This is a genomic window from Brevundimonas aurifodinae (genome assembly GCF_040195595.1).
Classification (GTDB): domain Bacteria; phylum Pseudomonadota; class Alphaproteobacteria; order Caulobacterales; family Caulobacteraceae; genus Brevundimonas; species Brevundimonas aurifodinae.
Map to the genome: position 1 here is coordinate 1 of NZ_JBEGDD010000018.1, position 12105 is coordinate 12105.

Annotated in this window: 12 protein-coding genes and 1 tRNA gene; 3 read left to right on the top strand and 10 right to left on the bottom strand. The window is 68.9% G+C overall.

All coding sequences use genetic code 11. From position 1 onward, the window contains the following. Positions 1-196: 196 nt before the first annotated feature. Complete coding sequence (locus tag ABN401_RS15645) at positions 197-1861, top strand: amidohydrolase (RefSeq protein WP_349685798.1); 1665 nt, start codon at positions 197-199, stop codon at positions 1859-1861. A gap of 60 nt (positions 1862-1921) precedes the next feature. Here ABN401_RS15645 and ABN401_RS15650 read toward each other — a convergent pair whose 3' ends face one another. Then, positions 1922-4567, bottom strand: a complete 2646-nt coding sequence (locus tag ABN401_RS15650) for a TonB-dependent receptor domain-containing protein (RefSeq protein WP_349685799.1) — start codon at positions 4565-4567, stop codon at positions 1922-1924. 83 nt (positions 4568-4650) lie between these two features. Further along, the gene (locus ABN401_RS15655) at positions 4651-6159 is read right to left on the bottom strand and encodes a beta-helix domain-containing protein (RefSeq protein WP_349685800.1); all 1509 of its coding nucleotides are present in this window, start codon (positions 6157-6159) and stop codon (positions 4651-4653) included. A gap of 286 nt (positions 6160-6445) precedes the next feature. Between ABN401_RS15655 and ABN401_RS15660 the strand changes: the two genes are divergently transcribed. Further along, positions 6446-6519: transfer RNA gene (locus ABN401_RS15660), tRNA-Gly, on the top strand. Between the two features lie 67 nt (positions 6520-6586). Here the strand turns inward: ABN401_RS15660 and ABN401_RS15665 are convergent. From ABN401_RS15665 to ABN401_RS15700, 8 genes are all read right to left on the bottom strand, one after another. Further along, positions 6587-6790 (bottom strand): hypothetical protein, encoded by a 204-nt coding sequence (locus tag ABN401_RS15665; protein WP_349685801.1) that lies wholly within the window; start codon positions 6788-6790, stop codon positions 6587-6589. After that, entirely contained in the window at positions 6787-7746 is a 960-nt protein-coding gene (locus ABN401_RS15670; RefSeq protein ID WP_349685802.1) for a TraB/GumN family protein, read from the bottom strand. The genes ABN401_RS15665 and ABN401_RS15670 overlap by 4 nt, the downstream gene beginning before the upstream one ends. Positions 7747-7805: 59 nt before the next feature. Beyond that, positions 7806-8393 carry a hypothetical protein gene (locus ABN401_RS15675; protein ID WP_349685803.1) on the bottom strand — a complete coding sequence of 196 codons (588 nt, stop codon included), beginning with the start codon at positions 8391-8393 and terminating at the stop codon, positions 7806-7808. A gap of 2 nt (positions 8394-8395) precedes the next feature. After that, positions 8396-8593, bottom strand: a complete 198-nt coding sequence (locus ABN401_RS15680; protein WP_349685804.1) for a helix-turn-helix transcriptional regulator — start codon at positions 8591-8593, stop codon at positions 8396-8398. Positions 8594-8597: 4 nt separating this feature from the next. Further along, positions 8598-9008 (bottom strand): hypothetical protein, encoded by a 411-nt coding sequence (locus ABN401_RS15685; protein ID WP_349685805.1) that lies wholly within the window; start codon positions 9006-9008, stop codon positions 8598-8600. Positions 9009-9096: 88 nt separating this feature from the next. Beyond that, on the bottom strand, positions 9097-10356 hold the full coding sequence (locus ABN401_RS15690; protein ID WP_349685806.1) for a DNA recombination protein RmuC: 1260 nt from the start codon (positions 10354-10356) through the stop codon (positions 9097-9099). A gap of 181 nt (positions 10357-10537) precedes the next feature. Further along, positions 10538-11140, bottom strand: coding sequence for a recombination mediator RecR (gene recR, locus ABN401_RS15695; protein ID WP_349685807.1), 603 nt, complete (start codon positions 11138-11140; stop codon positions 10538-10540). 171 nt (positions 11141-11311) lie between these two features. After that, positions 11312-11641, bottom strand: coding sequence for a YbaB/EbfC family nucleoid-associated protein (locus tag ABN401_RS15700; RefSeq protein WP_349685808.1), 330 nt, complete (start codon positions 11639-11641; stop codon positions 11312-11314). Positions 11642-11792: 151 nt separating this feature from the next. Here ABN401_RS15700 and ABN401_RS15705 point away from each other — a divergent pair, with 151 nt between their 5' ends. Then, positions 11793-12086, top strand: coding sequence for a BufA1 family periplasmic bufferin-type metallophore (locus ABN401_RS15705; RefSeq protein ID WP_349685809.1), 294 nt, complete (start codon positions 11793-11795; stop codon positions 12084-12086). The last annotated feature ends 19 nt before the right edge of the window (positions 12087-12105 follow it).

Consider the following 12105-nt stretch of genomic DNA (forward strand, 5'->3'; position numbering starts at 1 on the left):
AGACGCGATGTCGGCGCTCAAGCACCGGCCGCCCCCACCCGGTCTCCGCTTCGCGTCGACCACCCTCCCCAGAGGGGGAGGGAGAGGTGCCCACCTCGACCCTCGACCTCCGCCCCCCGCGCGCCGGCGTCGCCTTGACGTCGCGGCCCGGAGCGCCGCAACTCGCGGTTCGTTCCCGTCGCATCCGGACCTGTCCATGACCCGCGCCTTCCTCGCCGTCGCCTTCGCCGCCCTCGCGCTTCCCGCCGCCGCCCAGGACCTGCTGATCCGGGGTGGGACGATCCACACCGGCGTGGACGGGGCGGCCCCGGCCGAGGTCGTCATCGCCCGCGACGGCCGCATCGCCTATGTCGGCCCCGCCGCCGGCGCGCCCTCGACCGAGGGGCTGGAGGTCATCGACCTCGGCGGCGCGACCCTGTTTCCCGGTTTCACCGACGGCCACGCCCATCTGGACGGCATCGGCTGGCGCGAGCTGACGCTGAACCTCGAGGGTTCGGCGTCCCTCGTCGAGGCCATGGCCCGGCTGACCGCCTGGGCGGAGGCCAACCCCGAGGGCGTCATCATCGGGCGCGGCTGGATCGAGACCCGCTGGCCCGAGAGCGAGAACGGCGCCCGCTTCCTGACCTCGGCCGATCTGGACGCCGCCGCGCCCGGCCGCCTCGTCCTGCTGCAGCGCGCCGACGGCCACGCCACCGTCGCCTCCACGGCCGCCCTCGCTCGGCTGGGCATCGACGCCTCGACCCGGGCCCCCTTCGGCGGAGAGATCCTGAAAGGTCCCGACGGCGAACCCACCGGCCTGTTCGTCGACGCCGCCGAACAGCTGCTGGCCCCCCTGCAGCCCCAGGCCGACCCGGACGCCACCCGCGCCGCCTATCGCGCGGGCTTCGCCGTCGAGGCCCGCTACGGGTGGACCGGCGTTCATTCCATGAGCGTACCGTGGCGCGACGTCCCCCTGCTCGAAGCCATGGCCGAGGCCGGCGAGGCGCCCTTGCGGGTCTACAACAGCGTCACCCCGGACGGCGCGGCCGAGCTGTTCGCCCAGGGACCGCGCGACGTGGCCGACGGCCGCATCATCACCCGCGCGGTCAAATACTATGCCGATGGGGCGCTCGGCTCGCGCGGTGCGACCCTGCACCAGCCCTATTCCGACGCGCCCGAGACATCGGGCCTGATGCAGGTCACGGCCGAGCAGCAGATCCCGCTTTACGAACAGGCCCTGCGCGCCGGCATCCAGCTGGCCACCCACGCCATCGGCGACCGGGGCAATACCGAGGTGGCCGAATGGTATGCCGCCGCCCTGGCCAATGTGCCCCCGTCCGAACGTCCGAACGGCGCCGACGTACGCTGGCGCATCGAGCACGCCCAGATCCTGCGCCCGTCCGACTATCACTGGTTCGAGGATCTGCCGATCATCGCCTCGATGCAGCCCAGCCACGCCATCGGCGACTTCCACTTCGCCCCCTCCCGGCTGGGCGACGCCCGTCTGGACGGGGCCTATGCCTGGCACAGTCTGGTCCACCGCGGCGTCATCGTGGTCGGCGGCTCCGACGCGCCGGTCGAGCGCGGCGATCCTCTGATCGAGTTCTACGCCGCCGTCGCGCGGCGCGACCTGCAGGGGTTCCAGGGGCCCGACTGGCGCCCGAACGAGGCCGTCGACCGCGCCACCGCTCTGAAGATGTTCACCCTGTGGCCCGCCTACGCCTCGTTCCGCGAGGCCGAGCTGGGCACCATCGAGGTCGGCAAGCGCGCCGACTTCACCGCCTTCGACATCGACCTGATGTCCGTGCCCGAGGCGGATATCCCGGGCGGCAAGGCGGTGCTGACCGTCGTCGACGGCGAGGTGGTCCATCGCGCGGAGTGAGACGAAGAACGGCCGCCCCGTCACCGGAGCGGCCGTCAGTCGGGAAGATGTGTTTAGGTCCTAGAACCGCGCTGTCAGGCTGATCGAGGCGCTGGAGCCCAGGTCGTAGTTGTTGATCCGGATCTTGTTGCCCAGCTCCTGGAACTCGTCGAACTCGGTGCCGAGGAGATTGCGCAGCTCCAGGGCGAAGCCCAGGTCGCGGCCCATCGCCGTGAAGTCCTTGCGGTAGACGAAGTCCAGGAACACACCCGGCTCCTGGATGAAGTCAGGCTCGCGGCTGCCGCCGACACCGGCTCCGCGCGCGGTGATCCGCTCGGAGACGTAGTTGACGATCAGGGTCGCCTGCGACCGCGCCGCGTCGTCCTCCCAGCCGAACTGGGCGTTGACGACGTGCTCGGACTGGCCTTGCAGACGGGCACCGTCGGCGATGAAGAAGGCGGCGCTTTCCGGCGTGCCCGCGCCACCCAGGGTCAGGACGGTGTCACCCGCGTCGACCGTCACTTCGGAGTCCGAGAAGGTGTAGTTGGCCTGGATCAGCCACCGCTTGTTGGCGATGAAACCCATGCCGTTGTCGGGGAACTCGAAGTATTTCTTGGCTTCGATCTCCGCGCCCATGATCGTGGCTTCGGGCGCGTTCAGGAACGACTGCTGACGCTGGTTGCCGACGTCGACGATCACGGCTTCGACCGGCTTGTCCAGCTGCTTGTAGAAGACGCCGGCCGTGATGAACTGCTGGCGGGCGAAATACCATTCCCAGCGAGCGTCGAGGTTCAGGATCTCGGTATCGACCAGGAACGGGTTGCCGATGAAGGTCCGGTCGCTTTCCGGGTCCGTATAGGACTGCGGGGCCAGCTCGCGGAACTGCGGACGGCCGATCGTCTGGGACGCGGCGAGGCGCAGCTGCATGTCCTCGGCGAAGTTCCAGGTCACCGTGGCGGCGGGCAGATAGTACTGCTCCTCGATCCGGGTCGAGGCGAAGGTCGGCGCGCCACCGAACAGGTCGCGCGGCGTCACCGACTGTTCGGCGTCCTCGAAGCGGACGCCGACCGTGGCGTTCACCAAGGGGATGATCTCGGCCTCGACCTGGCCGTAGACGGCGTTGACGACCAGTTCGGCGTCATAGGCCGCCGCGCCGTTCGATCCGGTGATCTCGTTGATCTGCAGGACCGTGTCGTTGATGTTGAAGTCCGAGAACAGGAAGTCGACGCGGCTCTCGGTCTGGTCGGTGGTCAGACCGGCCGGCGAGATGAAGCGCAGGTCGCGGCGCTCGGAATCGCGGGTGTTCTCATACAGGGCGAAGCCCGCCGAGAACTTGGCCTCGCGGAAGTCCGAGAGCGGCACGGTGTAGGCGAAGTCGGCACCGCCCGAATAGACGTCGTCGTTCAGCTCGCTGAACGAGATCAGGTTGCGCTCGATGTCGTGAACGAAGTCGCCCGCCGCGTTCTGGCCATAGCCGAAGCGGCTCTCGTACGGCGCGTCGCGCGAAGTGGTCGAATAGTTGGCGCGCCAGTCGATCTCGAAGGCACCGTCCAGGAACTCGTGCTCGCCGGCCAGCTGGCTGGAGAACAGCTGACGCACGAACCACTCGGTGTAGTCGTCGCGCAGGATCGACCCGCCGGCGTCGAAGTCCGGCCCGACCCGCGAACGGGCCTCCTTGGTCGTGTTGCGGACGTAGAAGTTCGTCCATTTGACCTCGTGGTCCAGTCCCGAGAGCGACAGGCCGCCCAGCAGGTTCAGCTGGACGTCATTCTGGGTCGAGTTGAAGGCATAGCTGGTCGCTGCGACGATGTCGGACCCCGAGAACTGCGCCTCTTCCTGGAAGCCCTCACGGGACGTCCAGCTGTTGTCGTAGCCGGCGACCAGGATGACGCCGAGCGTGCCGATCGGCGTCTCGTTGGAAAAGCCGCCGGAGACTTCGAGGCTGCCGTCGACGGGGATTTCTTCGGACTGCAGCAGGCGCAGAGGGGCATTGACCAACGACTGGCCGATGCGACGCAGGTCGTCGCCGGTGTAGTCCGGACCCGCCTGGATCTGGTTGCCCGAAGCGAAGGCCAGGCCCAGCGGACCCGGCACGTCGCGCGTGTCGTCGTCGAAGCCGAGGAAGTCGGTGCGGCTGCCGTAGTAGATCAGGCCGTCCTGGGCCGTCGTCTCGGTGTCGTAGCCCAGGCCGGCGGAGATGGTGAAGAAGGGCTCGCTGGGCGCGTCGATCGTCTGCAGATCGATCACGCCGCCGCCGAACTCGCCGGGGTAGTTGACCGAATAGGTCTTCTGGACGGTCACGCCTTCCAGGATCGACGACGGGAACAGGTCCAGCGGCACGACGCGCTGCAGCGGTTCGGGCGAAGGCAGAGGCGAGCCGTTCAGGAGCGCCGACGAGTAACGCTCGCCGAGGCCACGCACATAGACGAAACGGCCCTCGACCACCGTCAGGCCGGTGACGCGGGTCAGGGCGGCGGCGGCGCTGGAATCGCCGGTGCGCTCCAGGTCTTCCGAGGTCAGGAAGGCGGCGACCTCGGGGCTTTCCCGGTTCGGTTCCGGGATGAAGCGGCCGAGAACCACGATCTCGTCGACCTGGGTGGCTTCGTCCTGGGCCTGTTCGGCCGGGGTTTGCTCGACCGGAGCGGTCTGAGCGTGGGCCAGGCCGGGCGCGATGAGCGCGCTGCTGGCCAGGAGGACCCCTGTCAGGGTCAGAGAGAGAGTCTTCATGATCTGCGCCTTGAAGGGGTTCTAACGAAAGCGGGAAAGGCGGCGACGACCCGGGCTCCGGGCCGCCGCCTCGCTTTCAGTCATCAGCAGGTCGTGTCGCCCGACAGGCCGCAGGTCCAGCCGGCGTACCAGTTGTCGGCCGCGTTCTGGACGGCGCCGATGTAGGTCGTGGCCGAGAAGAAGCTGTTGACCGCCGGGGCGTTGGCCGGAGTGACCGCCGTCTCGTTGGCGCCGTTGATGAAGGTCAGGACCTGGTTGGTCAGGGTCGCCCCCGAGGCCGGGGCCGTCAGAGTGGACGTTCCGGCGGCCGTGTTGCCCGTGCCCGCCGTGAAGATGCTGGCCGAGGTCGCCGCGTTGTTCGAGCGGTAGGAGACCGGGCACGACATGAAGACGGAGGTGAAGGTCGGGTTGGACGTGGCCGTATCGGCATCGCTGATGTCGAGGCAACCCTGGAGCGCGCCCGAGGCGGCCGTGAAGACCGAGTTGATGATGGTCGGATCGGTGCCGGTGTCGAAGTGGGCGACCGTGTGGTTGGTGTTGGTGGTCGAGCGGCCGACCAGGGTCCAGTTCGACAGGAACGGACGCGAGACGTAGCGCGAGGCCAGCGGGATCGAGGTCGGAGCGGACGAGAACTCGAAACCGGCCGAGCGGCTGGACGAGTTCGGCGGACGCTGGGTCACGATGCCGAACTGGGCGGCACCGCGCCAGCCCGTGTCGGTGTCCAGACCGTCGTCATCGGCGCCGGTGATGACGATGCGGCGCAGATTGACGTTGCCGCCGAAGATTTCGATGCCGTCGTCCGACGAGTTGTGGATCTGGACGAACTCGACCGTCGTGCCCGAGCCGACGCCGGCCATGGTCAGGCCCTGCAGTTCGTTTCCGGTCGAGATCTCGAAGCCCGAGAACTTGATCTGGACGTAGCGGACGCGACCCGAGTTATCGGTCGGGGTGTTGCCGCCGTAGAAGGCCGAGGTGCCCTCGACCTGACCGGTGCAGGTGACCGGGGCGGTCAGCTGGCAGTTGGCCTGGGGCGCGCGGCCGGCGATGACCAGTCCGCCCCATTGGCCCTGAGACGTCAGCGAGGTGGTGCCCTCGACGTTCTGGCGGCTGGTGAAGACGATCGGGTTGGACGCCGTGCCCTCGGCGAAGATCTGCGAGCCGCGGTTGACGATCAGATAGTCCGAACCGCCCGAGGCGAAGACGCGCACGCCCGGGTCGATCGTCAGGACGCCCTGGGTGCCCGTGGTCGAGGCCGTGTCGATGCCGCGGTCCAGGCCCACCTGGGTCCGGCCCGAGATGGCGTAGATGGTGCCGGCGCGAACCGACAGCGTCAGGTTGCCGGTGATGTCCGACGGAAGCTGGCAGGCGCGCAGGGTGCCGTTGGCGACCAGGCCGGCGTTCGAAAGGCCGGCCGGGCAGTCGGGGGCCGGGGTGCCGGGAGGCAGCGGGGTGGTGCCGCCACCACCGCCACCGCCACCGGTGCCGGGATTGCCGAAATCGCCCTCGCCGGGCGAAGCCACCTCGGCGGAGCCACAGGCGGCCAGCGCCATCACGGCCGCACCGGCCAGAAGAACCTTGGTCAGTCGAAGCATCGGGAAACCCTCGCGTTGGATGTTCGGTCGCCACGCGTCCGAACGACGCAGTCCCAGCAACCCCGGCGCTGGCTTTAGGGCGTCAATGTTATGGGCGAATGACAGAAAACCGATGATTTGTTACAGTCGATCCGAGGGCGGAGCAGTAACGCTCGATCCGTCCGCGAGGGTTACTTGCGACGATTTGAAGACAGTCTGTCGGGGTGCTGACGGAACAAACTTTCGCCGCGCGGTTCGTCTCCGGACTTGAGCCGTGGCGACTTTCCGCTAGGTTGCCGCAGCTTCCGCGGGCGTGATGTAGTGGTAGCCTGAAAGCTTCCCAAGCTTTTCGTGCGGGTTCGATTCCCGCCGCCCGCTCCAGGCTGAAGACGCCGCGAAGCGCCGCCCTCCGGGGCGGAGAGCGGCGCGATCGCTGCGGGCGCTGGTGTCAGGACTTGCGACGAAAGCCCGGGAGCCCGGCGAAAGACGCGGCCATGGTCGCGACGGCGATGGCTGCCCACAACACGGCTTCCTCCCAGTTGCGCCAGTACAGATGCAGTCCGACGACAGCCAGCCAGACGAGGCCAATGGCGACCGTCGCCCCGGCGACGGCGCGGCGACCTTGGCGGGGCTTCGTATCGCCTTGCGTCACTGCCGCGTGACCGTGACGCCACGGTCTTCCAGAATCTCCTGAACGCTTTCGTCGCCGGCGAGATGGCCAGCGCCGACCGCGATGAAGACCGTGCCGGACCCCGCCAGAAGGGTCTGGATCTGATCCGCCCAGTCCCGGTTGCGACGCACGAAGACGGCCTCATAGAGCTCCGGGCTCTCGGCGCGGGTCTCGGCGATCACCAGACGGTTCACGCCCTCCACGTCGCCCGTGGCCCAGGCCGTGGACATGGCGTCCAGCAGGGTTTCGGCCTCCGCGAAGTCCTCGAGCGAGGCCCTCAGCATCTCCAGCTGGGTCTCCTCGCTCAGATTGGCGAGGAAGCCGATCTGATCCGCGACGGTCTCCAGCCCCTTGACCGGCTTGCCCGCAGCCCGCGCCCGCGCCATCAGGGTCCGATCCACCCCGGCCTGGGGGTCGAAGCCGGCCTTGACGATGGCCGCGACCGTGAGCTGGAGCGAGGCGAACCAGGGACGGAGCGGGTCCAACTGGGCCCCGCTGGCCCCGAGGGCCCGGGCGGCGGTGTCGAGGGTGGCGAACTCCTCGGCCGTCAGAAGGCTGGACAGCGGGCGGTCAGGCGAGATGCCGAGTTGCTGGACGATGGGACCGATGGCGGCCTGATCGTCCGGATTCTCGACCTCGAACCAGACCTCCGAGGCGCCGTCCAGCGCCCGGTCGACCTTGGCGCTGCCCCAGGCGGTGGTGGGACGCAGCAGGTGGAAGGTGCCGTACAGGTAGATGGTCGAATCGGCGTCGGTGACGACCCACAGCGCCGGGCCATCACCCTGGGCCATCGGAACGGCGGCCGGCGCGGCCTGGGCGAAAGCGTCGGCGGGAGCCGATATGAGCAGGGCCGTGGTCAGGCCGAGGCCCAGGGCGACGCCGGCGGCGGAGCGGCCGATACGGGCTGCGGAGGTCTTGAGCAGGGAGACGAGTTTCATCGATCCGATCCTTTCGATCAGGGAGGCAGGCGTTGAAGACACAAGAAAGGCAGAAGGCGTCAGGTGATCCCGCGCCGCGCGGAGGCGACGATGGAGGCGAGCAGGTAGACGGCCATCAGGATGCCGGTCAGGCCCCAACCGCTGATGGTCTCGATCAGCCCCAGTCGCTCGGCGGCGGCATAGAGGAACAACGCCGTCTGCAGGGCCCAGAAGGCCATGACCGAGGTGTCGGCCATCACCTGTCGCAGCATCTCGTCGGCGCGCCGCCACAACAGCACGTTGGCGACGGTCTGGATGGCCAGCAGAACCACGATGCCGCCGAAGACGACGTCGGGCGTGGCCAGGGCCGGCGCATACATCGGGGCCAGCAGCATCACGCCGGCCAGCAGGAAGACGACGACCTGCAGGATGCCGCAGCCCTTGGGCACGGACGACGGCCGGGTGGCCATGACGGCGGCGCTCAGCAGGCCAACGGCGATCAGGGCGACGGCCATGGCCATGGCCAGGACGTCGGGCCAGGGAGCCCCCTCGTCCTTGAATATCTGGGCCATGCCGTAGCCCGTCAGGGCACCGAGGCCGCCCAGAACGACGGCGATGCCGATCTTCTGGGGCAGGGATTGGCGGCGATCTTCGGCTTGGGACATCATGATCAGGCTCCTGTGTCCGAGAAGATGGATTCGATGGGTTGAGAGAAGACGCGGGCGATCTTGAAGGCCAGCGGCAGGGAGGGGTCGTAGCGACCCGTCTCCAGCGCGTTGACGGTCTGGCGCGAGACACCCAGAGCGGCGGCGAGGTCGGCCTGGCTCCAGTTGCGCTCTGCGCGCAGGACCTTGAGGCGATTGTTCATAAGGTCACCGCCGCTTCAGCCACCAGACGGCCCAGGCGACGCCGTAGCCGACGGTCTGCCCCAGCGCCACAAGGCCCGCCCCGCCCAACAGCAGATCCTTCGGCTCCGCCGTCAGGGCGTCGGGCGTCGCATAGGCGAGGGTGAACAGAGCGACGCCGCCGATCGCAAGGCCGAAGGTGGAGCCCCACCACCAAGCCCATTTGTGGGCTTCCTGGGCGGCCTCGTCGAGGGCCCGCCACCAGCGGGCACACACCCAGAGACCAGCCGCCATGGCGAGGCCGACGGAGCCGGCCACGATGACGGGGCCAACACCGGCCGCCTCACCAAAGGCGGCCGAGACGCCGCCGGCGATGCCGCCCGCGACCAGGCACACCGCCATCAACAGGCCGTATCGGGCCAGGGGACGTTCGGACACGCGCACCTCCGTCGCATTCATGACAAGCAACCCCGTCTGTTTGACAAGGACGTTTTACATCACGCCGCAGCGCTGTCAAGTGACCTTGTCAGCGGTCGCGCGAAGATTCAAGAGCCGGCGTGCGCGCCTCGGCCTGGGCGGCGTCGGCGAGCAGTTCGGGCCGGGCGAGCGAGCGGGGCGCGGCGTCGACGGGGGCCGCCAGGGGCAGGTCCTTACCTTCATGATTGACCTGCAAATCCTCGAAGCGGCGAGCCGAGACCATGACCTGGGTCTCCAACGAGCCGACGAAGGCATTATACTTGTCGACCGCGAGGCCGAGCGACTTGCCCAGGGCCACGGCATGGCCGCCCATGACCGACAGCCGCTTGTAGAGCTCCTTGCCCAGTTTCGCGACCTCGTCGGCGTTCCTCGACTGTTCCTCGGCGCGCCAGCCGTAGGCGACGGCCTTGCAGATGGCGAACAGGGTCGTCGGGGTGGCGATCAGGACGCGCGACGCCATGGCCTGAGACAGCAGGTCCGGCTCGTGATCCAGGGCCGCCGCCAGGAAGGATTCGCCCGGCACGAACATGACGACCACGTCGGGGCTGGGCTTGAACTGGTCCTGATAGGCCTTGGCCGACAGCTGACGGACGTGGGTCTTCATGCTGGCGGCGGTGCGCAGGGCGACGGCCCGGGCCTGGGCGTCCTCGTCGCCGTCGGCCGGGTCCGGCAGGGCCAGGGGCACCTTGGCGTCGATCACGAACATGCCGCCACCGGGCATGCGGACGATGAAGTCGGGCCGCTGCTGGGCCCCCGTCTCGTCGGCGGCCGAGGTCTGTTCGGTGAAGTCGAAGCGGCCCGCCATGCCGGCGGCCTCCAGCACATTCCGACAGGTCTGCTCGCCCCAGCGCCCGCGCCGGCCGGTGTTGCCACGCAGGGCCTCGGTCAGCTTGCGGGCCTCGTCGCGGGTGGAGGAGGAGGCGACCATCAGGGCGGCCAGTTCGGCCTTCAGCGTGCCCGTTTCCTCGGCGCGGGCCTTCTCCAGGGCGGTGACCTTCTCGTCGAACGCCTTCAGCGTATCGGCCACCGGCTTCAGCTGGGCCTCAAGCCGGGCGCGGACCGCCATCTCCTGGGCCTCGAACGTCTGGGTGGCGCGGGTGACCATCTGATCGGCGACGGCGCGGGCGGATTCGGCGGCCTGGGCCTTCACCAGATCGGCCATGGCCTCGCTGCGCCCTTCGAAATGGACCAGCCGCTCATGGGCCAGGGTCACCTCGCCGCGCGTCCGTTGCCAGCCGAGAAAGGCCCACAGGAAGCCGGCCCCCAGCGCAAGGGTGGTGACCAGAAGGATCAGGGACATCGCGTTCATGATCCGTTCGATAGCGGGAGTCGGAGGTCAGGGCGAGCGCGCCGAGAAATGCGTGCGAACCGTCTGAATAGTGCGAAATCCACGCAAGGAAGAGGCCGGAACGAGGTCATTCCGGCACTGTAGGAGGCCGATGCGTCAGAAGCGGACGTGGACGCCCCTCTCCCGTGGGGAGAGGGATTCGTTACGCCGGACGCCGTGCCCGCAGCGCCTGGACGATGGTGCCGTCGTCCAGCCAGTCGAGGTCGCCGCCGACGGGCACGCCGCGCGCCAGTGAGGTGATCTCCAGCCCGTCGCCGGCGATACGATCAGCCAGATAGTGGGCGGTGGTCTGGCCGTCGACGGTGGCGGGCAGCGCCAGCACGACCTCGCGCACGCCGCCGCCCCGGACCCGGCCGACCAGTTCGGAGACGCGCAGGGCATCGGGCCCGACGCCGTCCAGCGCCGACAACAGGCCGCCAAGCACATGGTATTTGCCGCGAAAGGCCCCGGACCGCTCCATGGCCCAGAGCGCGCCGGCCTCCTCGACCACGCAGATCAGGCCGTTGTCACGGGCGGGGTCCGAACAGATGGCGCAGGGGTCGCGCGTGTCGGGCGTGCCGCAGACCGAACAGGACACGACCTTCTCGGCGGTCTCGGCCAGGGCGGCGGCGAGCGGAACCAGCAGCTGTTCACGCCTTTTCAGCAGCGCCAGCGCCGCGCGGCGGGCCGAGCGGGGGCCGAGCCCCGGCAGCTTGGCCAGAAGGGCGATCAGCCGCTCGATCTCGGGTCCGGCGGAGGCGGCCATCAGTCCACCGGATTTCCGCTCATCCCCGCGAACGCGGGGACCCAGACCTTAAGCGAGGCACGGTGCATGGGATTGAAGGCGGAGCTCCGGACCCGGGCGGTCATCGCCCAAAGCACTGGGTCCCTGCGTTCGCGGGGATGAGCGGAGAAATGGGCTGTGCCCGCCAAGGCCTCAGAACAGCTTGGGCATGCCGGGGATGTTGAGCCCCGCCATGGGGCCGGCGGCCTCGCGCATCAGCTCGGCGTTGGTGACGTCCAGCTTGCGCTTGGCGTCGCCGTGGGCGGCCACGATCAGGTCCGCCAGGATCTCGGCCTCGCCCGGGACCATCAGACTGTCGTCGATGCGGACCGCCGTGATCTCGCCGGGCCCCTTCAGGGTCATCGTCACCATGCCGCCGCCCGAGGTGCCCTCGGCGGTGGTTTCGGCCATCTTCGCCTGGGCGTCCTGCAGCTTCTGCTGCATCGCCTGGGCCTGCTGCATCAGGGCGTTGAGATCTTTCATGAGGGGTAGATAGGCGCGGGCGGGCGGGGGGTGCAAGGCGGGGCCTGCAGGCTCTCGTCACACTGCGTCCGGTTTCGCGTAACGGAATGTGGATCACTCCGAATGAGGGCCCGTCCGACGCCTCGGACGGAAACGCCAACGGAGCTCACCCATGACCAAGACCCACATGACCATCGGCGGTGCCACCGCCCTGGCCCTCGTCGCCGGTGCCGGCCTGGCTCACGCCCAGAGCAGCAACAGCCGGGCGGCGGAGCCCGCCATGGAGAAATGTTACGGCGTCGCCCTCGCGACCAAGAACGACTGCGCCGCCGGCCCTGGCACGACCTGCGCCGGCACCTCGACGCGCGACTATCAGGGCAACGCCTGGAAGCTGGTTCCCGCCGGAACCTGCACTTCGATCCAGACCCCGCGCGGGAATGGATCGCTGACGCCCGTCACCCGCTGATCCCTCCAGCGGCATGACC

Coding starts and splice junctions, on each gene's coding strand:
- ABN401_RS15645 (WP_349685798.1), top strand. CDS start 197: ATGACCCGCGCCTTCCTCGCCGTCGCCTTCGCCGCCCTCGCGCTTCCC.
- ABN401_RS15650 (WP_349685799.1), bottom strand. CDS start 4,567: ATGAAGACTCTCTCTCTGACCCTGACAGGGGTCCTCCTGGCCAGCAGC.
- ABN401_RS15655 (WP_349685800.1), bottom strand. CDS start 6,159: ATGCTTCGACTGACCAAGGTTCTTCTGGCCGGTGCGGCCGTGATGGCG.
- ABN401_RS15670 (WP_349685802.1), bottom strand. CDS start 7,746: ATGAAACTCGTCTCCCTGCTCAAGACCTCCGCAGCCCGTATCGGCCGC.
- ABN401_RS15675 (WP_349685803.1), bottom strand. CDS start 8,393: ATGATGTCCCAAGCCGAAGATCGCCGCCAATCCCTGCCCCAGAAGATC.
- ABN401_RS15680 (WP_349685804.1), bottom strand. CDS start 8,593: ATGAACAATCGCCTCAAGGTCCTGCGCGCAGAGCGCAACTGGAGCCAG.
- ABN401_RS15690 (WP_349685806.1), bottom strand. CDS start 10,356: ATGAACGCGATGTCCCTGATCCTTCTGGTCACCACCCTTGCGCTGGGG.
- recR (WP_349685807.1), bottom strand. CDS start 11,140: ATGGCCGCCTCCGCCGGACCCGAGATCGAGCGGCTGATCGCCCTTCTG.
- ABN401_RS15700 (WP_349685808.1), bottom strand. CDS start 11,641: ATGAAAGATCTCAACGCCCTGATGCAGCAGGCCCAGGCGATGCAGCAG.
- ABN401_RS15705 (WP_349685809.1), top strand. CDS start 11,793: ATGACCAAGACCCACATGACCATCGGCGGTGCCACCGCCCTGGCCCTC.